The organism is Streptomyces sp. ATLC9 (assembly GCF_057196705.1).
Genome location: NZ_JBXUOY010000013.1, coordinates 14,248 through 39,241, shown reverse-complemented (window position 1 = coordinate 39,241; position 24,994 = coordinate 14,248). Strand labels below are relative to the sequence as shown.

At 67.6% G+C, this 24,994-nt stretch carries 14 protein-coding genes; 9 read left to right on the top strand and 5 right to left on the bottom strand.

The annotated features are described in order from the left end of the window. The first annotated feature begins 251 nt into the window (after window positions 1-251). Window positions 252-440 carry a hypothetical protein gene (locus AC2CJA_RS02950; protein ID WP_484601060.1) on the top strand — a complete coding sequence of 63 codons (189 nt, stop codon included), beginning with the start codon at window positions 252-254 and terminating at the stop codon, window positions 438-440. Here AC2CJA_RS02950 and AC2CJA_RS02945 read toward each other — a convergent pair. Next, window positions 421-951 carry a very short patch repair endonuclease gene (locus AC2CJA_RS02945; RefSeq protein WP_484601059.1) on the bottom strand — a complete coding sequence of 177 codons (531 nt, stop codon included), beginning with the start codon at window positions 949-951 and terminating at the stop codon, window positions 421-423. The two genes, AC2CJA_RS02950 and AC2CJA_RS02945, sit on opposite strands and share 20 nt — an antisense overlap. Window positions 952-1,755: 804 nt before the next feature. Between AC2CJA_RS02945 and AC2CJA_RS02940 the strand changes: the two genes are divergently transcribed. From AC2CJA_RS02940 to AC2CJA_RS02905, 8 genes are all read left to right on the top strand, one after another. Then, complete coding sequence (locus AC2CJA_RS02940) at window positions 1,756-4,344, top strand: Z1 domain-containing protein (protein ID WP_484601058.1); 2,589 nt, start codon at window positions 1,756-1,758, stop codon at window positions 4,342-4,344. Continuing rightward, a complete protein-coding gene (locus tag AC2CJA_RS02935; RefSeq protein WP_484601057.1) occupies window positions 4,341-5,348 on the top strand; it encodes a PD-(D/E)XK motif protein in 1,008 nt (335 codons plus the stop codon). The genes AC2CJA_RS02940 and AC2CJA_RS02935 overlap by 4 nt, the downstream gene beginning before the upstream one ends. Continuing rightward, entirely contained in the window at window positions 5,345-7,225 is a 1,881-nt protein-coding gene (locus AC2CJA_RS02930) for a hypothetical protein (protein ID WP_484601056.1), read from the top strand. The genes AC2CJA_RS02935 and AC2CJA_RS02930 overlap by 4 nt, the downstream gene beginning before the upstream one ends. After that, window positions 7,222-8,124: a hypothetical protein gene (locus AC2CJA_RS02925; RefSeq protein WP_484601055.1), complete on the top strand. Its 903-nt coding sequence runs from the start codon at window positions 7,222-7,224 to the stop codon at window positions 8,122-8,124. Before AC2CJA_RS02930 ends, AC2CJA_RS02925 begins: the two co-directional genes overlap by 4 nt. After that, window positions 8,124-10,013: a DNA cytosine methyltransferase gene (locus AC2CJA_RS02920; RefSeq protein WP_484601054.1), complete on the top strand. Its 1,890-nt coding sequence runs from the start codon at window positions 8,124-8,126 to the stop codon at window positions 10,011-10,013. The genes AC2CJA_RS02925 and AC2CJA_RS02920 overlap by 1 nt, the downstream gene beginning before the upstream one ends. 76 nt (window positions 10,014-10,089) lie before the next feature. Beyond that, complete coding sequence (locus tag AC2CJA_RS02915; protein WP_484601053.1) at window positions 10,090-11,334, top strand: DNA cytosine methyltransferase; 1,245 nt, start codon at window positions 10,090-10,092, stop codon at window positions 11,332-11,334. Between the two features lie 337 nt (window positions 11,335-11,671). Further along, window positions 11,672-12,574 carry a hypothetical protein gene (locus AC2CJA_RS02910; protein ID WP_484601052.1) on the top strand — a complete coding sequence of 301 codons (903 nt, stop codon included), beginning with the start codon at window positions 11,672-11,674 and terminating at the stop codon, window positions 12,572-12,574. After that, window positions 12,549-13,001 carry a restriction endonuclease gene (locus AC2CJA_RS02905; RefSeq protein ID WP_484601051.1) on the top strand — a complete coding sequence of 151 codons (453 nt, stop codon included), beginning with the start codon at window positions 12,549-12,551 and terminating at the stop codon, window positions 12,999-13,001. Before AC2CJA_RS02910 ends, AC2CJA_RS02905 begins: the two co-directional genes overlap by 26 nt. 523 nt (window positions 13,002-13,524) lie before the next feature. Here AC2CJA_RS02905 and drmB read toward each other — a convergent pair. The 4 genes from drmB to AC2CJA_RS02885 are packed head-to-tail and all read right to left on the bottom strand — an operon-like array spanning window position 13,525 to window position 24,716. Next, complete coding sequence (drmB, locus tag AC2CJA_RS02900) at window positions 13,525-15,327, bottom strand: DrmB family protein (RefSeq protein ID WP_484601050.1); 1,803 nt, start codon at window positions 15,325-15,327, stop codon at window positions 13,525-13,527. Next, entirely contained in the window at window positions 15,308-18,487 is a 3,180-nt protein-coding gene (locus AC2CJA_RS02895; RefSeq protein ID WP_484601049.1) for a helicase-related protein, read from the bottom strand. The genes drmB and AC2CJA_RS02895 overlap by 20 nt, the downstream gene beginning before the upstream one ends. After that, on the bottom strand, window positions 18,484-20,001 hold the full coding sequence (locus AC2CJA_RS02890) for a nuclease-related domain-containing DEAD/DEAH box helicase (RefSeq protein ID WP_484601048.1): 1,518 nt from the start codon (window positions 19,999-20,001) through the stop codon (window positions 18,484-18,486). The genes AC2CJA_RS02895 and AC2CJA_RS02890 overlap by 4 nt, the downstream gene beginning before the upstream one ends. After that, window positions 19,998-24,716 (bottom strand): DEAD/DEAH box helicase, encoded by a 4,719-nt coding sequence (locus AC2CJA_RS02885; protein ID WP_484601047.1) that lies wholly within the window; start codon window positions 24,714-24,716, stop codon window positions 19,998-20,000. Before AC2CJA_RS02885 ends, AC2CJA_RS02890 begins: the two co-directional genes overlap by 4 nt. Window positions 24,717-24,994 lie beyond the last annotated feature (278 nt).

Here is a 24,994-nt window from a genome sequence, read left to right as displayed (position 1 = left end):
CGAGTTCTGGTACAATCGCAGGCGTCTTCACTCGGCGATCGGTTATCGTCCGCCACGAGAAGCGCACGCCGAGCATGAACGACTCCGCCTCGCCGCATGAAATAACCGGCTGAATCACCTGTCCGGAAAACGCGAGGCCCCTCACAAGCTCCTGTGGTGGGTACCACGGTATCCGGCTCCGGGGTCGCGATCGCCTGTGTATCCGGTCGGCCGGTCAGAGGCGCCGAGTCGTGGACTGACATCCTGGAGCCATGATCAGAGAACCGGCGGAGACCGTGATCGGTGAGGGTGGGACCGTAGAGCTCCCCGTGGGCGTTCTGGCGGAGGCGGGTATGCACGTTGGATCGAGGATCCTCGCCTACAGCGACGGTGACGGGAGGATCGTCCTCCGCCGTGAGGCCGACGCCATTGACGACCTGCTCAACAGCCGTCCACTTTGACTGGGCGGGCGGATGCGCGTGCGGCTGCGACGGCCGCGATGACGGTGCTCGCCGCCGCTTCGGGGGTGGTGTGCTCCCAGACGCGCACGACCGTCCAGCCCGCCTGTTCCAACAGCTTCGTCGTCTCGGCGTCCCGTGCCTTGTTCCCGGCGATCTTCGCCGCCCAGAAGTCCCGGTTGCTCGCAGGCAATGTGCCGTGCTCCGGGCATCCGTGCCAGAAGCAGCCGTCCACGAAGACCGCCACCCTGGCCGCGGTGAACACCACGTCCGCCGTCCGGCGAAGAGACGGGATCGGTCGCACGGACACCCGGTAGCGCAGTCCCGCTCGGTGAAGGATGGAGCGAAGACGCCTCTCCGGTCCGGTGTCCTTGCCCTTGTTGGCCTTCATCGACGCACGGGTGGCGGCGGACCGGGCCCAGGATCCCTCCGGGAGTTCCGAGGACAGTAGTCCGGCCTCGCGGGCCAGGCGCCAGCCCTCACGTAGGTTCTCCGACCGTGTTGCCCGGTCCACCTCGCCCAGTCGTACGGAGGAGGTCCGACCGCCTGCCCGCCACCGAAGAGTCGCGCGCACCCGACCGGTGCGCATCGGGCGGTCGAGGACGACGCTCGCACGCGCGAACCTTCCGCCACCGGTGTCCACCAGCCGCAGGGCGGCTCCGCCGGCTGCGCGATCTTGTTCCCTCGAGACCTGGGCCCGACTACGTCCGGGACGTGGCTTCCAGGAGCGATCCCGCGTCCCCCGTGACTCGCTGCTGGACCCCATCCGGAACGGCACCCCTTTTCCTCTTCGACATATGGCGGCGGGGCGTCCGTCGTCGTTCGCGGGCATCCCGAACAAGCCCCGAAGGTCTCGGCCGCGCCGTCGGCGAACCGGACGAAACCGGTTGACTCGGTCCCCGCCTCCATTTTCACAGGCTGAGCGGGGTGTGGTCGTCGTCCCGCGATCACGGGCACCCGGAGCCGCGATACGGAGCGCGACGGACGTGGGCACCGGGGCCAGTCGACGCTCGCATCGGCGGGCTCTCCCCGAGGTGTTCGTGTAGTGCGACGGGGGTGTCCCCGGTCCGTCGGTGGGCGCCCGGTCGACCGGCGAGGTGATTCCTTCCGGTGTGCGAGGTTATGTCTTCTCGGTGAGGTCCGCGCCCACGCCGAGTGGCTCGCTTGTCGTGATCAGGGAAACATCGGCAGGGTGAGGGGTGGGAGGGGCTTCATTGGCCCGCCCGCCGTGGGCTGCGGTAATTTCTGTACTTTCGTGTCACAGCTTTCCTGGTCGGGGCTTCCCCTGGATGGCCGGGGCGGGGACCCGAGGGGGATCATGAACGAGTTCGACGCGCAGTATGAAGCCTTCAAGAACATGATCAAGACTCAGACGCCCGAGCAGGCTCTGAACACGATCAAGCTCTTCGGCATGGACACGGCCATAGCCAAGCGCATCGCCGAGCGGCATCAGCGGGAGACCATCAGGGTTCGTGAGATGCGCCAGCCCGGTTCGGTCGTCCGCAACAACCGGGAGACGTGGTACGTCGGTCCTCAGCAGGGTGACCGCTGTTGGCCCGCGCTTCAGGAGCTGCTGGGGAAGGGACGCTTGGACGAAGCCGCCCTGCAGTCCCTCGACGAGGCGTCCACCAAGGTCGTCTCGATGCTCGACCACCCCATGGAGCGCGGGTTCTCCACCCGTGGCCTCGTCGTCGGCTACGTGCAGTCCGGCAAGACCACGAACTTCACGGCCCTCATCGCCAAGGCGGCGGACGCCGGATACAAGTTCTTCATTGTCCTGGCGGGCATTCACAACGGCCTGCGGAGGCAGACGCAGCTGCGCCTGGAGAAGCAGTTGGTGGACCCCGTCCCGGATCAGTGGCATCCGCTCACCGGCCCGGACGGCGACTTCGAGGCGCCCCCCGGCAGCCCGGCCGCCTTCTTCACCCATAGAAGCGATCAGCACGTGCTGTGCGTCGTGAAGAAGAACGTGCCGCGACTGAAGAAGTTGAAGGAGTGGCTGGAGAAAGCCACTGCGGAGAACCTCAGGAACTGTCCCACCCTGATCATCGACGACGAGGCCGACCAGGCGAGCGTCGCCTCGAAGCGTACGAACCCGCTGATTCGCGAGATCATCGACCTCTTCCCGCGCGGTGGTTACGTCGGCTACACGGCGACTCCGTTCGCCAACCTCCTCATCGACCCGGCCGCGGACGACCTGTACCCGCGGGACTTCATCGTCAACCTGCCCAAGCCCGAAGGACACTTCGGGACCGAGGTCCTCTTCGGCCGGGAGCCGATCGACGGTGAGGACCCGCAGGACGTGTCGGACGGCTACGACATGATCCGTGTCATCCCTCCGTGGGAGGTGGACCTCGTCCGCCCCGGCCGTGACGAGCTGGACGACTTCCTCCCCGAGGTCGAGGGATCCCTGCGGACGTCCGTTCTCTACTTCTGGCTCGCCACGGCGGCCCGTCGGGTCCGCGGACGTGGGGTCGCCCACTCCACCATGCTGATCCACACGAGTGTGAGCACGGCCGTCCACGAGAGCTTCAAGGAGCCTCTCGAGGACTTCCGTAAGAACGTCGTCGACCTCGTCGGCACCGGCGACCGGGATCTCCTCGACGAGCTTCGGGCGCTGTGGGACGCCGAGACCGCACGTGTCCCCGGTTCCGAGCCTCCCCTCGGGGAGGAGAAAGTGCCCTTCGACGTCCTCCTGAGCGAGCTCGTCGGAGTCATCGAGGACTGCCGTGTCGTCCTCGACAACTCCAAGAGCGTCGAACGCCTCGACTACGAGTCGGGTCCGGTCGTCGCCATCGCCGTCGGCGGTAACACCCTCTCGCGCGGCCTCACACTCGAGGGCCTCACTGTCAGCTACTTCGTCCGCGGCGCCTCCACGTACGACACCCTGCTGCAGATGGGGCGCTGGTTCGGTTTCCGCGACGGCTACGCCGACCTGCCGCGCATCTGGATGACCTCGGAGCTACGCGACTGGTTCCGCCACATCGCGACGGTCGAGGCCGAGATGCGTCGAGACATCGACGTCTACATGATCGAGGACAAGACGCCGTTGTCCTTCGCCGTCCGGCTGCGTAACCACCCGGCGCTCCGGATCACCGCCGCCGCCAAGATGCGTGACGCGGTCAAGGCCAGTTCCTCCTACGGCGGCCAACGTGTACAGACGCGCTACTTCCGCACACGGGACGCGGAATGGCTGCGCGCCAACCGTGAAGCGGCCGGCCACCTCGTCCGCAGGGCACTCGACGTCGGAGCCCGGCACGAGGACCGCACCGAGCACGGCCGACACCTGCTGCGCGGCGTCCCCCACGACCTCGTCCTGGAATTCCTGGGCCGCTACCGTTTCCACGACAAGTCGATCGAATGTGACACGGCGATGCTGAGCCAGTACATCGAGCGGCGCGTCAAGGCCCACGGAGGCCCTCTGAGGAACTGGAACGTGGCGATCATCGGTAAGCCCGGAGGATCGCCCGAGGGCTCCTACGAGTTCGCCCCCGGCATCCGGGTGGAACGCGTCAACCGTGCGAAGCTCGAGATGACCGGTCACGAGGCCGCGGACATCAAGACCCTGATGAGCCCCCGTGACGCAGGCGTCGACCTCGACGTGAGCGGGTCCGGTGAGCTCAACGAGGCGGAACTGAAGCGGTTGCGTCAGATCCAGTGCCCCGAGACCGGTCTGCTGGCCCTCTATCCGATCGACCGTGTCTCACCGCCCACGAGTAAGCGACGCGAACCGCTCGACGCCGTCGACCACGTCATCGGCGTCGGTCTCGTCTTCCCCCAGCCCCGAGGCGAGGACGCCAGGGTGGAGTGGTACAGCGCCGACCTCAGCGGTGTCGTCTCTGAGCAGGACGAACTCGACGCCATGGACGACGCCGAGAGGGCCATGCTCCTCGAGGACGGCCGATGAGCGACCTGCGCACGGTTCTGGACGAGCACTGGGAGCACCTGGAGGCCGCCCCCGTTCCGCACGCGGACGTACTGCGCACCTCCGCCCTGCCCGTCCCCACCCCCTGTGGGCGGGTCCTGGCCGCCGTGGACGTGACCGGCATGCGTCACCTGATGGTCCCGCTTCGTGCACGACAGCGCATCGCCGACACCCCCGTGGGTGCCGCTCTCACCATCTCCGAACGTCCGTTGCAGAGCGAGGACGGGTACATCCGGTACGCCGACATAGCCTGCAGCCGACGCGAACTCGACGACGTCTTCACCGGCCTGTGCCGTGACGTCCTCGTGGCGTTGGAGGCCGACGCCGCACGTCCCTATCACACCGCACGTGTGGTGGTGGACCGCTGGCGGCAGCTGTTCGCCCCGCCTCCCCGGGTCCTGACCCCCGCCCAGATCACAGGCCTGTTCGGCGAACTGCTCGTCCTCGTCCGTATGCTCGAGGACGACCCCGACGCCGTGCGGCACTGGACCGGCCCCGAAGGCGGCCGTCACGACTTCAGCGACGGTCTGCGGGCCGTCGAGGTCAAGAGCATCGTCACCGAGTCGGAGCGCCGCACCGTGCAGGTGCACGGGCTGGACCAGCTCGAGGCACCCGCCGGCGGTCTGCTTCTGGCCTGGCACCGCTTCGAGGTGTATCCCGAGGGTGAATCGCTGTCCGAACTGGTCACAAGGGCGAGGAGGCTGTGCGGTGACGAGCTGACGCTGTTGTCCAAGCTCATGGGCCTCGGTTACCGGCCTTCCGGCGACGACCACCGACACGATCCGCGTCTCCGTCTCGTCGAGAGCCGATGGCACCTGGTCGACGACGACTTCCCGCGGCTCACGACGGCGTCCATGGCAGGGCAGGCGCCACCGCCGGGGGTGTCCGACGTCCAGTACACCGTCGACCTGGCCGCAGTGCGCACCGAACCCCTCGACGACACGGCCGTGAACGAACACCTCACACGGATGGGGGAGACCGCGTGACCACGTCGCCGTGCTGGATGTCGGAGCCCTACGGTCCTGGAGGCGGTGGTGCCGCGGAGGGGATGCTCAAGAACCTCGACGCCACGGAACTCGACCCGCTGACGCTGCTCGTGCGCGAGTCCGCGCAGAACAGCTGGGACGCTCGAGCCGGTGACGGACCGGTCGACTACCGGATCGAACTGCGTACGCTGGGGCCGGGCCAAGCCCCGGTGTGGCGCGCACTCCTATCGGAGAACGCGCCCATCGCCGAGCACCTCGCCCTGCGCTCGTCCCTGGCCCGTCCCGTCCTACGGATCCTCACCGTGACGGACACGGGCACACGCGGTCTGGGCGGCCCCACCCGCGCGGACGTCGTGACCGACGGCGACGCCGACTTCGTCTCCTTCGTCCGCAAGACCGGAAGTTCCCAGGACCTCGACGGTCGCGGCGGTACGTACGGGTACGGCAAGGCCGTCTTCCACCTGGTCTCCGCGTCGCGTACGGTCCTCGTCCACACCCGCTGCCGGGCCGAGGGCCGATTGGAGACGCGACTCATCGGCTGGGCCGTCCACGAGAGCTACGGCACCGAGACCGTCGCCGGCCCGAAGACCTTCACCGGACGCCATTACTGGGGCCGTGCGCGGGACGACTACGTCGAGCCGCTGCTCGACGAGGAGGCCGACGAGGTCGCCCGCCGCCTCGGTCTACCGGCATTCCCCCCAGGGGAGACCGGCACCACCGTCGCCATCGTCGACCCCGTCTTCGGGGGGCGCGACGCCTCCGAGGCCATGCGATGGATCGCCGACTCCATGGTGTGGCATCTATGGCCGAAGATGCTTCCCGAAGGCGGGGGCGCCCCCATGCGGTTCTCGCTCCTTCACGACGGCGCGGAGGTCCGCGTCCCCCGCCCGTCCGAAGTGCCGCACCTACGTCCTTTCCTCTGGGCGCACGGCCAGATGGACCGTGAGCTGCGTCATGAGAGCCTGCGGCGTACCCTCGGGCGTCTCGGTGTCCGACGATTCCTCGCTCCACCCGGACCTCCGCCCAGGGTCGCCCTCGAGGCCGGTCTCGGCGAGCGTATCCACCACACCTGTCTGATGCGTCCCGTGGACCTCGTCGTGCGTTACCTGGAGGGGCCGCCCTTCTTCGAGGAGCACGGCGGTTACGCCGCGGTCTTCCGCGCGGACCCCGGCATGGACCGCGTCTTCGCGGCCACCGAGCCGGCCAGTCACGACGACTGGAAGGTGGACCGTCTCCAAGGCGACGACCGAAGGTTGGCCCGCCACGCCCTGCGTCGGATAACGGACGCCATGCGGGAGGCGGCGGCCCCCGCAGCCGTCGCAGACCACTCCGGGGAGGGGGTCTCCCTCGCGGGCATGAGTCAGCTCATGGCCGGTCTCATGGCCGGCGCCCCCGGTGAGGGCGGCTCCGTCGTCTTCGACGCCGCGTCGGGAACAGACGCTCCGAGCCCCGCCGGCAACGCTGGGACGGCCACGGAGCCCCCCGGAACCGGTGTTCCGGGGGGCTCCCCGGGGACGGTCGTCCGTGGCCGACGCGGCGCCCGGGTCCGTTATCTCGAGGAGCCCTTGTTCGACGTCCTCGACGGGCGGACCGTGCTGGTACAGCGCTTCCAACTCCTGGACACGGGCGAACAGACCGTGCGCGGCCGACTCTCCGTCGCCCTCGGCGACGACACGGGCCGAGAGGAAACGCCCCCTCAGGGCGCGGCCGTTCCCACCGTTCTGGGTTGGCGGTGCGGGGACGGTGAGGTCCTGCGCACCGAGAGTCTCAAAGTGGTCGGAGGCGACGACGTCGTGTGGTCCCTTCTCGTCATACCCGCCCCCGACACCGTCACCGAGGTCCTCGTGACCGCGGACCGGCGGGAGGGAGCCGAGTGAACCGTCGTGCCTACCCGTACCGGCGCCCGCACCCGGACGCCGTCTCCGTCTCCGGCTGGACCCTCCGCGAGGACGAAGGCTCCGCGGTCCCGCTGCCGTCGGCACTCGTCGACTGGGACTACCAGACGGATCTCGGCCTCGAGTGCTCCATCGACGTCGACCTCGACGAAGTCCGCGAGACCTCCGGTCTCCCCCTGGAAGCGGAGCTCGCCCTCACCACCGTGTGGAGTTCCTCCGGTTCGGGACTCCGCGTGCTCGCCCACCGCATCCTCCTGCACGGTGTCGGCGTCCGTACGGTCCAGCCCGCCTTCACCGTGCCGGGGCGGGAAAGCGGTGGCGTTCTGATCCTCGACACCCAACTCGTCCTCGCACGGCGACTGGACAACCCCGACCCGACCGGCCCCCGTCGAGCCGGTTCCGTACTGTGGCGAACCCGCACCCAGGTACGTCTCCAAGGCGACGCCTCACAGTTCCCCATGGCCGTCGTCGACTTCCTGGACGCCGGATACCCGGTGGACGCCCCCTGGCATCTGCAGATCGGGCGGAACCTGGAGGCCGCCACGATGGGCTCCCTCCTTCTCCTGGTCAACAGTCGGACACCCCTGGTACTCGAAGCGCTACGCAAGGCGAAGAAGGCGACCCCAGCCGAGCGGATGATCCAATCCGCGCTGCGTCAGGACGTCACCCGACTCATGATCGAGCACGCCCTAGACCACGACGAACTCGACGACGACTCGCTCTTCGAGCCGGACACCCTCGGTCACACCCTGCTCGGTGTCGTCCGAACCCACTTCCCGAGAACCGACGTGGCCTCCCTGCGCTCGGTGCGACGCGGCGACCCCGCACTGCTGTCCACCCGTATCCAAGACGCCGTCGGCCTCTTCGCCAAGGAGTCGTGATGGCCTACCTGTTCCCCCGCCTCCTCCCCGCCGCGGCCGCGGAACTCGCCGACACCGCCCGACGCAGCACCCTCGACGAGCTCCGAAAGCGCGCAGGCTACTCCCACCCCGCCCTGTTCTACGCGGCCACCGGCGGGGTGAGGGCTCCCGAGGCCCGACTGAGGGAGATACGGGAGGCGGTCCTCGCCGTCGCCGTCGACCAGGGCTTCCCCCACACCCCGCTCGGGCGGAGAGTTTCCCGCTTCGACGTCCCCGTCGCCGAGATCCTTCACCGCGACTCCGGGATCATCCCCGCTGAAGCCGTCGTCGGCGACATGTGGGCCTTCCTCTCCCTGATCGTCATGCCCGACGTCACCGCATGGCGCTTCCCCAGGCTGCACGCCGAGCGTGCCCAGGGCGTCGACGTCACCCGTCACGTCTTCGGCCGCCTGTGGTGGCGCGCCCACCTCGTCCACGACGGGGACGCGCCGAGGGAGGACATCTACGCCTCCCTCGCCGTCCTCAGCGAGTCCGCCTTCGATCAGATCTACGGCCGTCGGGTCTCCCTCGGAGCCAGCCCTCATCTCGTCCGCGCCATCGTCAGGGTCTGGGCGGAGGCCGATATCCCCGCCGTGGACGTGAAGGAGCGGAAGTTCTTCCGCGAGTTCCTGCTGCGACTCATGCGCCTGCGTGCCTTCGTCTCCTTCGAGTCCCTCACGGCGGACGAACTCGACGGCGAACTGAGGGTCGCCCTCGCCGAGACACTCCACACCATCGGCGGAGCGGAGAGCGACGGGAACGACGGGGAGGTCCGCAACGATCCGCCGAACCCGATCACCACGAGGTCTCGAAGCGAGGCGACGTCCGCCGGCCCGACGGCAGGCGGACACGGCCAGACGGGGCGCAGTGGCGAGGAGGGCGCCGTCGACCTCCCCGTGCGCAAAACGCCCACGGTCGTCGACGTGTGCGCGGGTGTCGGAGGCCAGGCGCTCGGATTGGAGCAGGCCGGTTTCACCGTCCTGGCCGCCGTCGACATCGACGCCGACAGCTGTGCCACCCTCCGGCACAACCGGCCCGGCTGGCATGTGCTCCACGACGACATCCGAAGCGTGGACCCCAAGCAGCACCCGCAGTTGGACACGGTGGACGTGCTGTGCTGTGGACTACCACGCTCGCCCTACACCATGGCCGGCCTGCAGCAGGCCATGAGCGACCCACGCGACGCCCTGGAGGCCGCTCTGCAGATGGCCCTCGCCGTGCGCCCGCGCGTCTTGGTGTTGGAGAACATCCCCACCTTCCAGACCGACGCCCGTTTCGAGGAGCCCCGACGGCGCATCCGGCAGACCGTCGAGGCGCTGGGATACGACGTGGCCTGGGGCAGCCTTCAGGCGACGGACTTCGAGATCCCCCAAACCCGTGTCCACGGCTTCGTCGTCGCGATGACGCCCGAGGACATGAGCCGCTTCTCCTGGCCGACACTCACGGGCAGACCTGCTCCGACCCTCGGCGAGGCCCTGATGGAGACCATGGCCGCCCGTGGTTGGCCGCAGGCCGCCGAATGGGCGGCGCGGGCGGATTCCCCGGCACCGCTGATCGTCGGTGGCGCCACGGGTAGGGGTGGAGCCGATCTGGGGCCCTCGCGGGCCAAGGTCCAGTGGGCGCGACACGGTGTGTATGGCGGGAGCATCGGCGACGAGGTGCCGGGGCCGGACTTTCGGCTCGACCTCGACGTGGAGCCCCGCTACGGACTGCCGAAGCTCACCGTCGAACAGGTGGCGCTCCTACAGGGGCTCCCCGAAGATTGGAGGATTCGGGGGAAGAAGACCTCCGCCTACCGTCAGGTGAGCCAGGCGGTCCCTCCCCGACTCGCCCGTGAACTGGGCCGATGTATCATCGCGGCCCTCGGCTGACGAGATCGTCTCGTATCTCCCGGGACGAGCCTCCCGTTTCGACCGGCGCGATGTCGTCGACGTAGAATCCGGCGTCATGCCCACCGTTGCCCCGAAGACCCCGTCCGACGCCGAGCGCGTCGCCGATGACTCCACGATCACGGTCGTGGACCTCTTCTCGGGAGCGGGTGGGTTCACCGCCGGGCTGACGATGGGATACGAGCCCGTCGGCGAGGGGTCCAGCCCGTTCCGCAGCATCGCCGCGGTGGAGTCCGACGCGGCGGCCGCGGCCACCTACGCGGCTAACTTCGGTGATCACGTGGCGAACACCGACATCACGCGGTGGGACTGCTCGGACTACCAGGGCAAAGCCGACGTGATCATCGGTGGTCCCCCATGTCAGGGATTCTCCGGATTGGGCAAGGAGGACCCCGACGACCCGCGGAATCTGCTGTGGAAGCAGTATCTGCTGGTGGTCGAGGAGATCCGTCCAAAGGTCTTCGTCATCGAGAACGTCGATCGTTTTCTACGATCACCCCAGTTCCTGGACCTCAAGGCGGCCGTCGCGGACAAGAAGCGACTGGGCGACTACCGCATCGTCGCGGCGGTCCTGAACTCCGCCGACTACGGGGTACCCCAGGCCCGACGCAGGGCCATCGTCATCGGCACCCGTGACGACGTCATCGCCTCGCACCACACAGGCGCCCCCTTGACCCACCCCGCCGCCACCCACATACGCCGTCCCGTGGGTCAACTCGCCACCGACGGGATTCCGACCTGGACCTCTGTGCAGGAAGCCGTTTTCTCCAAAACCTCCGAGACCACCGTCGGTACGGAGCTGCCCGAGATCGAATCCTCGGCCGTCACCAGCGCGGGGGTTCGTGTGCCCGGTCCGTATCTCACGACCGAACTGCACATAGGCCGAAGCCCCAGAGACCTGTCCCTGGCTCGATACAAGGCCATCCCCCCGGGCGGCAACCGTAAGGACCTGCGCGGCAAGACGGCACTCATCGACGGGAAGGAAGTCCCCTTGTCGACTCCCAGTTGGGACCGTCACGACAACGGTTCCGGCGACGTCATGGGGCGGCTCCACGTCGATCGCCCCTCGGTCACCATCCGCACCGAGTTCTACAAGCCGGAGAAGGGGCGCTACCTCCATCCCACGGCGGACCGGCCCATCACCCACTACGAAGCCGCCCTGATCCAGGGCTTCCCCCAGACCTTCAAGTGGTACGGCTCGAAGATCGAGATCGCCCGGCAGATCGGCAACGCCGTTCCGGTCGGCCTCGGCGCGGCCATCGGCAAGGCCATACACGAATACCTCCAGGAGTGCCGTCTTTGATCGGGTGGGGGTCCCTGAGACGCGCCCGCCTGCTCGTGTGATCCCCACAGCGTCGGGTTCACCGGGTCTCGGTCGAACGCCCTCTTCACGGAGCGGGTGAGCGCGAGCGATACGAGGGCCGGTGCCGGCACATGGCGTCATACGAGCCGGTAAAGCCGTAGGCGACCACCCACCGGCGTCGCGACGCACGTGGCCATCCTCCGGCGCGGACCGCCTCAGCGCCCCAACCGGTCATGGGGTCCGGGCGAGTCCTCCGTGATAACCGTCGGGCGTCCGAAGGTGGACCTCACGGAGGTTCACCGTCAGTGCTTACCCATAGGGTGATCACACAAGTCGGATGCGGGGAGACGGAGGAAAGCGTCGAATGGGCGAGACGCTACGTGTGGGGGAGGTCCTGCGTTACCCCGTCGACAAGGACCCGACGGTACAACGCCTGGACGGTTACCCGAACTTCTACTTCACGACGCACACCCCGGGACGTCGACGCGCCCTACTCGAGGCCGGTATCAACGCGATGGCCCATGTGCGGACCGAGGACGGCGAGCGCCGTCCCGCCGTGCTGATCCGCTCCAGCCCTTGGAAGGCCGGCACCGAGCAGACCCCCTGGCACGATGTCTTCGACCTCGACAACGGTCATGTCCGATACTTCGGTGATCACAAGGCAGGGCTGAACGGACCTCCGGGAGGCACGAGGGGCAACGCGGCCCTCCTGGACGCCTTCGACGGACATCAGGCGCCCACCCCCGAGGGCCGCGCCGGTGCCGTCCCCCTCCTGCTCTTCCGTGCGGTCTCGCGGAACGGCAAACCCAAGGGTTATGTGGAGTTCTGCGGTGTGGGGATCATCGAGCGAGCCGAACGTCTCGTGCAGTGGGCCGGAAGAGACCGGACCACCTTCACCAATTACCGTCTACGACATCGCGCTGATCGATCTGACCGTCGAGGACGACAGGGTCGACTGGGACTGGATCAGCGCGCGACGCGATCCCGGGACGTCCGACGACGAGGCGCTGGAGCTCGCCCCGAAGGCCTGGCGCGAGTGGGTCAGGCACGGTCACGCGGCGTTGCCCAGGGTCCGACGACGAGTCGCCCGCGCCCGTGTGACCAAGGTACGGGAACAACAGCCGGAGCCGGGGAGCCGGGAGGAGGCGGACCTCCGGCTCATACATCAGCACTTCGACGGTCGCAAGCACGACTTCGAGGGGCTCGCCTCCGCCGTGGCGGCCCGCAGGTTTCGAGGTAATGGCCACGGCTACCTGGAGGGATGGCTCACCCGAAGGTCCGGCGACGGGGGAGCCGACTTCGTCGGCCGCCTCGACCTGGGCAGCGGCCTGGCCGGCACCAGCCTCGTCGTGCTGGGGCAGGCCAAGTGCATCCTGCCCGGAAGCAGCGTCTCCGCCGAACAGATCGCCAGAGTCGTCGCACGCCTGCGTCGAGGTTGGATCGGGGTTTACGTCACCACCGGGGTCTTCTCGGAGGCCGCTCAGTTGGAGATGGCGGAGGATCAATACCCCATCGTGCTCGTCAACGGACGGGAACTCGTCCGTGAACTCCGTGCCATGGCACGGGACGACCACGGCGGCGACCTCATCGCCTGCATCGAGCACGTCATCGGCCGGCAGACCGTCGACGTCACCAACCGCCGGCCGGAGGAAATCCTCCTCGAATGAGGATCGTCCGGTGCCGCGCGCGAGGTCTGCGGTGAACTCCGCGGGCTTCGCCACGGCATCGACCGGATCATCGGCATCGTCAGGGCCGTTCTCGCCCTTCACCACGTCTCGTACCAAGGCTGGAAGAGCCTCACAGGAAGGGCCCAGCGTTGCCTGGCACCTGATCGCCACCTCGAGCCGAAGCCGAATTGCGACTCCGATCGGTGGGAGTATATCGCCGGACTACCCGCGCCAGGCGGCGGTCGGGGCCGTCGGCGTCGATGACCAGTGCCACGGGGACCGTCTGGGTTTGTCGCGTGTGCCGTCCCCATCCGTCGCCCCCCACCGGAGAAGACGGATGGCGTCCCGCGACGCGGTGTACGGGGTCTCCGCGGGGTCGCCGGATTCACTCCCCATGTGCCCCGGCCGCCCGTTCCTGTTTCTTGGGCACGAGGCGGGACACCACATCACGTCGGTGGTCGAATGGCCGTTCCACGGCCCCAAGCGTCCCGCTCAGGGCCGTGGAACGGCCATTGCAGAGTCGTCACCCGGGCCGCCGGACCTCCGTCAGGACGTCGTCCAGGAGTCCCCTCACGTCGCTTCCGCCCAGGACCAGCTGTCGATCCAGCAGTCGGTTCCCGGTCTCGCAGGAGGTTTCGCTCACCAGGGAACAACCGTGGCAGGCCGAGAGGTTCAGTTGCGAGGCTCCCTGCCGGTCGCTCTCGATGCAGACCGGGTCGTTGGAACAGAAGTCCGCGTCGTCCAGGGCGGCCACCAGGAGCGGGATCAGCTTCTCAGGCTCCCCGAGCCTGACGAGGCCGCCGAGGGTCCCCTGAGCGTCTCCCGCCGCGGTGTAGATCAGGATCCCGGCGGTCTTGTCCGTACGGTCGGAGTTCGCGTAGATCCGCTCCTGCAGTGCGGCGGACGCATAGCCGCTTGCGAACGCCAGCCGCCGGATGAGCAGGTGCGCCAGCGTGTGTAGGGCGATGTACCTGGGTTCCGGCAAGTCGAGGCGGTTGGCCCAGGGGGAGTCGGCCCTACGCTCCTTGAGGATGCCTGCGCGCGCCTGCACCTCCGGCTGTGCCTCCCATGCGGCGAGCTTCCGCTCGTCGAACCGCAGGAAGATCCCCTCTCCGAACAGTTCGATCGCCGGGTAGGTGGGCCAACGCCGCCGGTCCGGACCAAGATCGGCGCCGATCATCACCGCTTCCGCGTCATGGCGCCGGAACCCTCGTAGAGCACGGACCTCCCGGACCCTACGCACCTGCCCGATACCGCTGATCTTGTCGAGTAAGCTCTGCGGATCTGCGACGTCCTCGAGACTTCGTCCGTCGACGACGAAGTCGCTTCCCGAACCGTCGCGCCCACCGCCCAGCTTCTTCAGGAACGCCGCCCACTCACCGTCCTTGAGATCGAGCAGCATCTCGTCCGGTGCGGTCTCCTCCCCCGCCGCCACGGCGAGGACGGTTTCCGGCGTCACTCCGAGATCGTCGGCGATCCACTCCGCCACCTGCTCCGACAGGGGGCCGCCGTTGTCCGTCACCATCTTCTCGAAGAACACGTGCCCGCGGATCTCGTCGGCCGTTTCCGCGGACTGCGGACGTTCCTCCGGTATGTCGAGAGCCGAGATCCTCTCGGCGATGTAGTTACCCGTGGCACCGCGCTGCACGGCGACCAACTCGTACGGGCAGGGCTTCTCGACGGAGTCCTCCGGCTCCCACGGCTGCCGCCCCGCGCAAAGGATTCCGTCCCGGTGCAGAGCCCCCTTCGTCACGAGTTCCGCAAGCCTGCGCTCATTCCCACATCCGTAGCACTTCACCACCAGTGCCGCGAGACCTTCGCCACGGGTGGCCAGTTTGTGAAACCTGAGCGACTTGTGGTCACGACAGAAGCGGACCGCTTCGTTCAGACTCGCCGAGCGTCCACGATGCGCCCATTTGAGCCAGTCGACGTCCTGGGCGTGGCTGCCCTTCTCACAGACGGCGATGTACCGCATCGGCACGAGCGCACCGCCGCACCCGCAGGTGTTGTTCCACTTGCCCTTCTTCTTCCCCGTCAACTTCGAGAGTCTGTCGCAGCGCTCGCAGAACCGCCAAGCCGGAAAGCGCCAGTACGGCAGCGCGGGGGTGTCCTTGCCGGCGCGGCCCGCATGCTCCGGTGGTTGCCTCAGAACGCCGGCGCCGAGGCGCGCCATCAGACGTTCACAGCTGATCTCGTGGGCGAACCTCTTGTCCCACCAGGATGTGTCCGGCGCCATGAGGGACTCGCCCCGGACATCGACGATCGCTCCCACACCGAACGGCGAGATCGTCTCGGAGAGGCGCAGGTCATGCCTGATCTTCTCCACGGTGCACCTCCTCATGCGGCTCCTGGACCTCGACCGCCACGTTGGGCTCCACGGACCTCATCGAGTCTCCGACGAGCCACCCCTCGCCGGACTGACCGAACCTCTTCAACAGAGCTGCCTGTTCTTTCTTCGTGCGCTGGTAGTACAGGGGCTCGTCCGTCTCGCGTGCCTGTGCCGCCCGCCGATCCCAATCCCTCAGAAGGCTCCACACCGCAGAGCGAGTCTCCGCCGCCTCGAGACCGTCGGCGCGCGTCACGTAGCCGAGGAACCCGTCGACGAGTCGATCGACCGCCTCGCGGATTCTGTTGTCCTTGAGGTCGAGCCGATCCGCCGCGTCGTTCGGGGCGAGTGCGGTGAACGACTGCCTCAGCAGCGCCACGAGTGCGCCGGCGAGCGATCTGTCGCGTGAGGCCAACGACCACGGTGTGACGCTCGTGGGCTCCACACTCCGGTAAAGAGCCTCGTGGTAGCCGCGGAAGGTCTCGAAGTGTGAGCGGTCACGTGCCCTGCTCGATCGGAACAGCGTGACGACGACGCCCTTCGTGTCTCCGCGTCCGACACGGCTGGTGGCCTGGATGTACTCGGCCGTGGTCTTCGGCTGCCCCACCATGAGCATCAGCGCGAGCCTCGGGATGTCGATACCCACGGAGAGCATGTTCGACGAGAGGACCACGTCGACGGCCTCCGACGACTCGTCGACCTTTACCCGGAGTGCGCGAAGATCGTTCGGCAGCTCCTCGGCTCCGCGGCGGCTCGTCAGTTCCAGGACTTTGCCCGCCCTGACGGGGCGCAGCGGGAAACCGAGCCTCTCGGCGCGGGGTTCCAGGCGGCCGTTGACGTCGTCGACGACCAGCGTTGAGGTACGCCCGAGCTCGCGGAGACTGTTGTGGTACATGACCAGCGTCCAGTAAGCGTCCCGTGGCGCGGCGGACGGAGCGCGGGCGGCGAGCGCCTCCGGCATCTCCACCATGGGGGTGACGGCGGCGATGACGGCCGACGGCTGGGAGACCGACTGCGGCATCAAACCGACGTAGAGACGTCCTTCCCCGCTCTCCACGGGACGGGAGAAGAAGGTCCGGTCGTCGTCGAGCCCCGACGGCGGGTACAGGGCGACTTCCCGCCCGTACAGTCCCCCCACCTGGTCCTCGGACGCTCGGATGGTGGCCGTCGAAGCCACGATCTTGGGGCTGGACCCCGACCGGCTCAGCAGGAGCTGGATCACCGCGTCGAAGACGGCGACGGTGGTTCCGAGCGGCCCCGAGAGCAGGTGCAGCTCGTCCTGAATGATCATGGACGGTTGCTTGAAAGTGGTCCCGAGGCCGAGCAGCCTGCCGGCTTCCGGCCTGAACTGTAGCCGCGCGAACTTGTCGACGGTGGCCAGCAGGATCGTGGGCGGTTCCTCGTACAGCACCTCGTCGACGACCGCGAGCGGAAGCTCGCCGGCGAACTCGCACGACTCGTCGACGCAGTGGAGTATGACGTCCGGGCCCACCGGACGCATGCCGTAGTCCTGCGGCTTGTCGCTTCTGAGCCTCGGCACCATCGGCGTCAAACACCACGGGCAGCTCTCGACCTGGAACTCATTCGCCTCTTCCGGACGTGTGGCCTTCCGAAGACGCTTGAGTGCGTCACGCGCCTCTCCACGCGTACCGGGGGTGACTTCGTTGCCCACCCACAGGCCGATCGAGAACGGGGCCATTCCCTTCGCCCGGCCGTCCGTGGCCCGCAGCCTCTCCATCGCGCAGACCAACGCCGCGGCCCGCTGGAATTGCTGAGCGGTCAGGAGCCGCAAGGTGTAGCGGGTGATGACGGCGGTTCCCCCACCGGCCACATCGTGGGCGAGCCGTCGACGGAAGACCTCGATCGCGGCGAGACCCAGGTACGCCTCGGTCTTACCGCCACCGGTCGGGAACCAGATGAGGTCGACGAGATCCCGGTCCTCGTGCCTCTCGTCGACGGTGGAAGCCAACGACACGAGGAGAAAGCCGAGTTGGAACGGGCGCCACCGCGGTTCCGCCACCTGGTCCTCCGGCTCGCCACGGTTGATCGCGCCCTGCCGCATCTGAAGTCGCATGGCGGCCATGCCGAGTGAGAAAGCCGTTCGCAGGTGTCGCCGTTCCGGTGCCCGGAGGAGGTCGACGCCCTTCCTCATCCTGCCGACCGCGTCCTGTGAACGTCCGGCGATTCGGACGGCCACGGCCCTGTCGTCGTCGAAGGCCTCCGCCCGTTCCATCTGCCGGGAAGCCCAGCCGGCGAACGTCTCGACGAAGGCGTCCAACGACCGAAGGACCGCTTCGGGGTCCTCGTCGATCCGCTGGAGGTGTGTCAACTCCAAAGCCCTGGCTTCGGCGGTCCCCTCTTCGAACCCCGTGGTCTCGACGGCGGGTACCACGAAGGCCGGTACGGGATCGAGGAAAACCCTGGTGCAACGGCCCGCCGTGAACTCCCAGTCCGCGGCCATTCCGTGCCCGACCGCGTAGAACTTTCGATTGCGGTACCGCAGACGCAGCTCGGCGGCTTCCGGGTCGGCGTCGAACGAACGCGTCGTGTCGTACTCCAGGATCTCCGCACCGGCGGAAGGAGCGACGGCCAGGCGTACCTGGAACAGCATCCCGGGGATGTCGAGTCGGTCGTCACCCGTGGACTCGGTCAGAACCCGTACGTGAACGGTGACCAACGAGTCACCACGGAAGTCGCGCCAACGCGAGCCGATCTCGACCTTGACACCGCCCACGGACAGGCGCTCGGGCCCGTTCTCCCGCCGGAGCTCGATGCCGTCGACGGAGAACGGGGTACGCCGCCATCTGGGCGGCCCGTCCCCGTCGACGACGGCGTACGTGCCGCACGAGAAGTCGACGTCGACGAAGTCGCCGTCGGTGACGAAGGAGATCGCGACGGACGAAGGCCTCCAGTCTTCGGCCAGAGGGACCCCGGCGCCGTTCTCCTCCACCTCGCCGTCGGGGACGTCGGCGGAGACGTCCTCGTCCGTGTCCCCACCGCCGTGAGTCCCGCGAGCCTCGGACTCGACCGGGAACAGCATGCCGACGGCGTACTGCCGGTGAGGCAGGTTCGCCGTGACCTCCTCGTCTCCCGCCTCGGGCCCCACGTAGGAGGCTCGAAGGTGTCGCAGGGCCTCCTCCTGGGCCACCGTGAGGTTCACTTGCCGACCTGCTTTCGAAGAAGATCCTGGAGTCGCTTCTTGTCGTCTTTGGACGCGACCACGTGGAGCGTGACCCGTGCCCTCGTGACGGCCACGTAGAACGCGGCCAGTCCCCGATCGTCGTATCCCCGAGGCAGGCCGCAGACGATGACGTGCTCTGCCTCCAGCCCCTTGGCGAACCGCGGGTTCGTCACGAGAAACCCGGCCTCGCTTCTACGCGGCTCGGCGTCCTCGGAGACGTCGATGATCCAGATGTCCTGGCGACGGGCACCGTTCGCAACGAGGTCCCCGGCCACGTCCTCCGCCGTGGCGACGTCGGCCGCTCCATCGGACCACCGCCATTCCACTCGGTCACCGTGGACGATGCCCGGGTCCCCGACGTCGGCGCCGAGGTACTCCTGCACGACGTGGACGATCGCCCGGGTGTTGCGAACGTTCCGGTCCAGGTCGTATTGGAGCGCCTCCTGCTGGACCAACTCGCAGACGTCCGGGTCGAACTCACCGTCGACGCGCGCCTGGTTGTTGGGGTCGAGGAACATTCTCCACCGACCGCCTTCGCGACCTCCGCGGATCACGGAGTCCAGTGCGTCCATGCCCTCGGCGTTCATGAGGTCCTGTGCCTCGTCGACGAAGACGACGTCGTACTGCTTGTCGCCGGACAGGTCCGCGAACGGAAGGAGATCGATGTCTCTTCCCTCGATCCGCGGACCGAAGAAGTCGACGAGGGCGGGTGAGTGGAAGGTGATGAGGACCGACTTCCCCTCGCCCGCCTCCTGTTTCGCGCCTTCCACCAGCACCAGGGACTTCCCGGTGCCCGCACCCCCGAAGACGAGCATCCTCGGGTTCCGGGAGAGCGCGGCCAGGACCCGTGCCTGCCCTTCGGTCGCCCGGTTCTGTTCCTCTATGACGGCGCCCCGCTGTGCGTCGATGACGGGCATCCGCGTGAACTCGCCGAAGAGGCGCGCCCGCAGGGAGTCGGGCCGAGCGATCCTGACTCCGAAGGGTGCGGTCCTGGCCTCACCGGCGACCTTCTCGAGGGCTTCCGCCATCGCCGCGACGCTCATCTGGTCCTTGGCCCACCAGTGGCTCCCCTTCCACTCGACCGCGGTGGGAGGGGCGTCGATGTCGGGGGTGAGGGCGACGGCCTCGGTCGCGAACCAACCGACGCCTTCCTCCTGGAGGATGTCGCGCAACGCGTACATCGCCGACTGTGCCTGGTCCATCGGGGACTCGCGCAGTTTCTTCCAGTCACCGTGTCGGTCGATGGAGTACCAGACGCCGTCGTACTTCCTGACGCCCCCGCCCTTGACCTCGACGATGACGACGACGCCGTCCCAGAGCACGACGAAGTCCGCTTCCCCCTGCTGCTTGACGGCGTGGCTTCGCAGCTTCACGGAGTGGAAGGCGACCGCGTCGCGGGGGCCGTCGATCGCCCGCAGCAGTCGGGCCACCCGCCGTTCGGCGTTGCTGGTCGTCGTCGCCTCGACGTCGGCGAGGTCCGGTACGAGGATCATGCTCCCTGCTTTCGCCAAAGGTCCTCGTAGGAGCGGAATCCGAGGAAGTCGTTGACCGCCCCGAAGTTGTCGGCGACGTCCACGATGAGACACTCCTCCTTGCCGCCGTTTGCCGGACCACGCAGGCCGCGGCCGGCCATCTGAATGTACGCGACGGGACTGAACGTCGGTCTCGCGATGTACAGAGCCCGGACTCCCGGTGCATCGAAGCCCTGGATCAGCAGATCGCAGTTGGTCAGGACCCGAACCTCCCCCTTCTTGAACTTCTCGATGACGTCACGACGCGCCTGCCGCCCGGTGAGACCGCTGACCGCCTCAGCCGATACCTGTCGGTAACGAAGCGTCGCGGCGAGTACCTGGGCGGACAGAACGTTCGGAGTGAACACGAGGATCGGCCATTCCGGGTCTCGGCGAAGAATGTCCTCAACGAGGATCCGCATACGGGCCTGGTCTTGACCGATACGGTCGAGAACCTTGGGTTCGAGCTTGCGCCACGACTGCACCTGCTCGAGTTCGTCCGGTTTCAACTCGACGTCCACGCCGTCCAGCACCTCGTGCTCGACCCGAGCGAGGACGCCCCTCTTCGCCAGCTCCTCGTAGGCGTTGTCGTCGAAGGCACTCATCTTGTGGTGGCCGAAGCGAGCCGCTAGCTCCTTCGTCGACTCGGTGACATCGCCACTCCCCTTGAACGGCGTCGCCGAGACGCCCACCAAGGGTCGTTCCCAGCTGCGACCGTCCACCCTGAGCCACCTGAGGATCTTCGTATACATCTTCGACCCACCGGCCCGGTGCGCCTCGTCGATGAACACCGCGGACGCGTGACCGAGCCACTCGTACTCGGGGGCGTCGACCACCCGATTGAGCTGGGCGTCAGTGGCCACGATCACGCTGAACTCGGTGTCGGGCTCGTGGACCACGTTGGAGTTCCAGAGCCTACCGACGGTCAGCGGACGCTCGTCGCCGAGCCAACGCCAGACGGTGACGAACGTCTGCACCGCCTGCTCGCAGAGCTCCTCCGACTGTGCGATCCAGAGCACGGTTCCACTCATCTCGCCGTCGACGAAGAGCCGCAATACGGTTTCGGTGGCGACGCGGGTCTTCCCTGCTCCGGTCGGAAGCTCCACCATGCCCTTGCGCGCGCGGCCGTCCGCTTCCCGGGAGGTCAGAACCTCCCTCAGTTCCCGGCTGATCTTCTTCTGGAAGTCGTGCAGAGGGTTGAGCTTCACGGCACCGGGCACAACGAACTCCTCGTCCTGGTGCCGACTGCGACGCCCGGCGTACTGCGTACCGAACCCCATCTTCCGGAGCCAGGCGACGGTCGACGCCCCACCCGCCCACGTCGTGGGAACGTCCGTGTACCCCTCGGCACTGAACTGGTCTTTGAGGATTCTGATCGAGTCGCTGCCGTAGACGGTCAGGAAGAGCTCCGCGACGGACGTGGAGTCGTTCACCAGGCCCTGACCCTCGAGTGCCTGCCAGAGCCCCTTCGGCAGGATCTCCTTCAGCGTGTCGTCACCGAAGAAGATCTCCAGACGCTCCGCGTCACTGGATGCGGCTCGGGCAGCTTGCCGCTGTGTCTCCAGACGTTGGCCGGCACGTGCTCGGAGGATGTCGCTCAGCTCGGCGTTCGACAGGCGCAAGTCGAACGCTCCGTTGACGATCCGCAGAACGCGCTCTTCGTCGAGGTCCGCACGGACCACGAGGGTCAACCCCTCGAGATGCCACTCGAGCGTCTGGTCCTCGACGCCGTCCTTGGTGGTCACGCGCTTCGTGATCTGAACGGCCTTCGCCACGGTCGCGTTCACGACCTTGTCCTCGACGAACGTCGAACGCAGCCCGGTGTACAAGTCGATGACGCGCTCTTCGCCCTGTCGGCCGTCGACCAGCAGTGAGAAGGAGAAGCTGTCCTCGAATCGGCGGCATCCGACCGCTTCTACGAGCCGCTCCGCCTCGTCCGGGTCCGCCCTGAGGTACGGCTTCTGCCTCATGCTGAGGAACGCGCGTTCCTCCTCCGTCGTCGCCAAGTACACCGCGTCGGGCCGCCTGGTCTCGATGACGCGTCCCACTCTGGCGGGGATGAGCGCCGGACGCCCCTCCGGGAACGCGATCCTGCCGGCGGTGAGGACGAACCCCGTCAACGCCCCGTTCTTGATCGGCGTGGTGACCTCCGCCCGGAGCGCTTCGCGCACGACTTCCGCCGGGATCTCGTCCAGTTCCTTCGGAAGCGTCAGAGCGGCTTCGACGTGGCGCGGCCCTTGGAATAGAGGCAGCAGGGCCGCGTACTCGACGAGCGACGCGGAGACGACGTGGCCGGGAGCCCGGTAGCCGCGGGACGACTTCAGCAACCCGGCCCGGTCCACCGCCCATCTAACGGGGGAGGCGACTCGGTGGGTGAGCCCCGTGTCGACGTCCGTGCAGAGCCAGTGGCCCACCTCGTCAAGCCTGAGTAGCCGCTCCGTCCAATGCTCGCGGATGCCCTCGGGCGCCCCCGCCTCCTTCAGCATGAGGAGCGCCGAGAACGGACCCGGTCCGTCGCCCCTGTCGAACTCGACCTGCTCGACGGGACGCTCCCCGGGGCCAAGTCTCCGGTTCAGCTCATCCAGTACGTATTGGCAGTAGTCCTCGAAACGGACCTCGTCCTCGATCGAGTAAGAAGCCACCGGTTCGGTGATGACGCCTGCTGCGTGGGCGAGCTGGGGGACGCACTTCGTCCGGTCCAACGCCCGATCGGGGATGACGTCACCGAGGCCGTCGATGTCCAGCACGTACTCGGGCGAGGCCCAGCCGCCGTCGTGTGTAGGAACCTTGAGGGCACCCGTCTTGTTGCCCGCCACGACCCTCTGCGCCTGCGCCATGGGCACGTCGACGGCCGCGTCCCAGAACTTCGGGAGCTCGTCCTCCTCCGACTCCGACGACAGCTTGGCCATCCTGGCCTCGAACATCGCGAGCGGATCCAGGTCCCGGAACCCCCTGTCGCCGAGCTTCTTCTCGACACCGGGAACGGCGAGGAAGTCAGGATCGACGAAGCACGATCCCTCGACGTCGATGTCCTCCACGCGGTGAAGGAAGACCTGTCCGCGGTCCTTGATGGACTTCATGCCGTCGGTCGTGGGTATGACCTTCGCGGAGCCGATGCCGTCGACCCCGGGATTCCGCAGCACGAAGTCGAGCGCCTTCGCGGCAGAGGCGGTGTCGGCCCCCTCCGCCCACTCGCGCAGCCAGGACAGGACACCCCTCTTGCGTATCCTCTCCAACGCCTTCCCCTCGTCCCTGGGCCGCGAGTCGGCGAAAGCGGAGGAGACGCTGCACACGTAGAGCGTCCGCAGACGGGTCGTACGCTGACTGTTGGCATAGCAACGCCAGTGCGGCACGTCGTCACCCGTGTGTGGCGACTTGATCCACTCTTCGTGGTCGTGCTCGGACGCTCCGCCGACGCCGAAGTCGAGAGGACGGAGCTCCGGCGGCGTGCGCAGTACACCGGTCGCGTCGGGGATCAGAGCCCTCTCACATCCGAGTTGCGGGACGTGGGCACAGAGGATCTCGTCGCCGAACGAGTGGGTCTCACGACCACGCGCCGGCATGTAGTCCAGGTGCGCCGCCGGATCGTCGGCGGACGAGACGTTCGGCAACATGTCGAGGAACATCCCGGAGAGAGTCACGAGGATCTCCCGGTTGTAGGTGTTCTCGAGCAGCGTGGTGCGGTCGTCGTTGACGCTCCAGGGGGCGTTGAAGAGGGCGGACGCCGACGTCCGGTCCTGGAGCGGGAAGTACGACCAGAACTCGCCCGTCCTCAGTTGGGCGAAACGTGCCGGCATGGCGAGCGTGACCTTCATCCGGTCACGCGACACCGCTTCACCGACCTCGGTCCGGGCCTCGGGGCTGGGCGCGTGCATCCGGTTCTCGACGTACCACTCGTCGTGGTCGCCGTCGGGACGCTCGATCCGGAACCTACCGTCACCGAGGTCACGCGACACGTGACTCGTCACGAAGTCCGCGTCGGCCCCGACGACTCGGAGCCGGACCTCGCGCACCGAGTTGACGAAAAGGAGGAACTCGGAGCGGAACTCCTCGATCTCCCTCCTGAGGTTCTCCAGCCTCGACGCGTGTGGCAGCCTGACGATCGTCACCGCCCACTCCGCCAGCTCGGCCAGGATCGGGTCCTCGGCGAACTCGGCCTCGGCATCGACCCGCGTCAGGGTTCTCAGGATCGGGAGCCTCCTGGAGGCGGGGGCGATCGCCGCGATCGCCGCCTTCGCCTCGGGGGAGTTGAACTCGAAGGCGATCGATCGACTGAACACCTGCGGGGCGTCGGTGACCGCGAGCACCGACTTGAACCCGAGCCCGAACCGCCCGATCTCGTCGCCTCTCTTACCGCTGAGGTGCGCGTGGGCGAGCGTGGTGAGACCGTTGCGGGAGAACGGACGGCCTGCATTCGCGCAGTACAGGGTCCGGCGGTCGAGGTCGAGGACGATCTCGACCCGTCCGGCTCCCTCCTCGTGCCCTGCGGCCCCCGACATGGCGTCGGCAGCGTTCTGCACCAGTTCCAGGAGCGTACGGTTCGAGTAACCGCCGACCCGGATGGACTCCTCCTGGTTGGTGTGTTCCGTGATCAGGTTCGGATTTGCGCGATACGAATCGATCGCCCGTTTGAAGAGGCCGTCGACCTCGCGGACCAACCCTTCGTCGGGGACCCACCCGGCATCCCTCGCCGTCACGACTGCACCCCCTCAGTCGCCGACACCGTAATGCACCACTGCCAGACCTGCACCTACGTGGCTCCTGAACGTCGATCGCCCATGTTCCTCGACGGTGCGTGATGCCACCCACCATCGACCTGCCGCGGACTGTAGACGCAGCCACCGACACGGTCGGCTCCCCACCGCCAAATCGGTTCGTCGAGGCAGGAGATAGGAGCCTATGAGGAGCGCGCACGTTCTGTCAGGCGTATGTAGATCGTAGGGCATGCCTCCGCTGTGTGGTGTATGGCGATCAT

Bases quoted from the DNA above. Each gene is read 5' to 3' on its own strand.
- AC2CJA_RS02950 (WP_484601060.1), top strand. From the start codon at position 252: ATGATCAGAGAACCGGCGGAGACCGTGATCGGTGAGGGTGGGACCGTA.
- AC2CJA_RS02940 (WP_484601058.1), top strand. From the start codon at position 1,756: ATGAACGAGTTCGACGCGCAGTATGAAGCCTTCAAGAACATGATCAAG.
- AC2CJA_RS02935 (WP_484601057.1), top strand. From the start codon at position 4,341: ATGAGCGACCTGCGCACGGTTCTGGACGAGCACTGGGAGCACCTGGAG.
- AC2CJA_RS02920 (WP_484601054.1), top strand. From the start codon at position 8,124: ATGGCCTACCTGTTCCCCCGCCTCCTCCCCGCCGCGGCCGCGGAACTC.
- AC2CJA_RS02915 (WP_484601053.1), top strand. From the start codon at position 10,090: ATGCCCACCGTTGCCCCGAAGACCCCGTCCGACGCCGAGCGCGTCGCC.
- AC2CJA_RS02910 (WP_484601052.1), top strand. From the start codon at position 11,672: ATGCGGGGAGACGGAGGAAAGCGTCGAATGGGCGAGACGCTACGTGTG.
- AC2CJA_RS02890 (WP_484601048.1), bottom strand. From the start codon at position 20,001: ATGATCCTCGTACCGGACCTCGCCGACGTCGAGGCGACGACGACCAGC.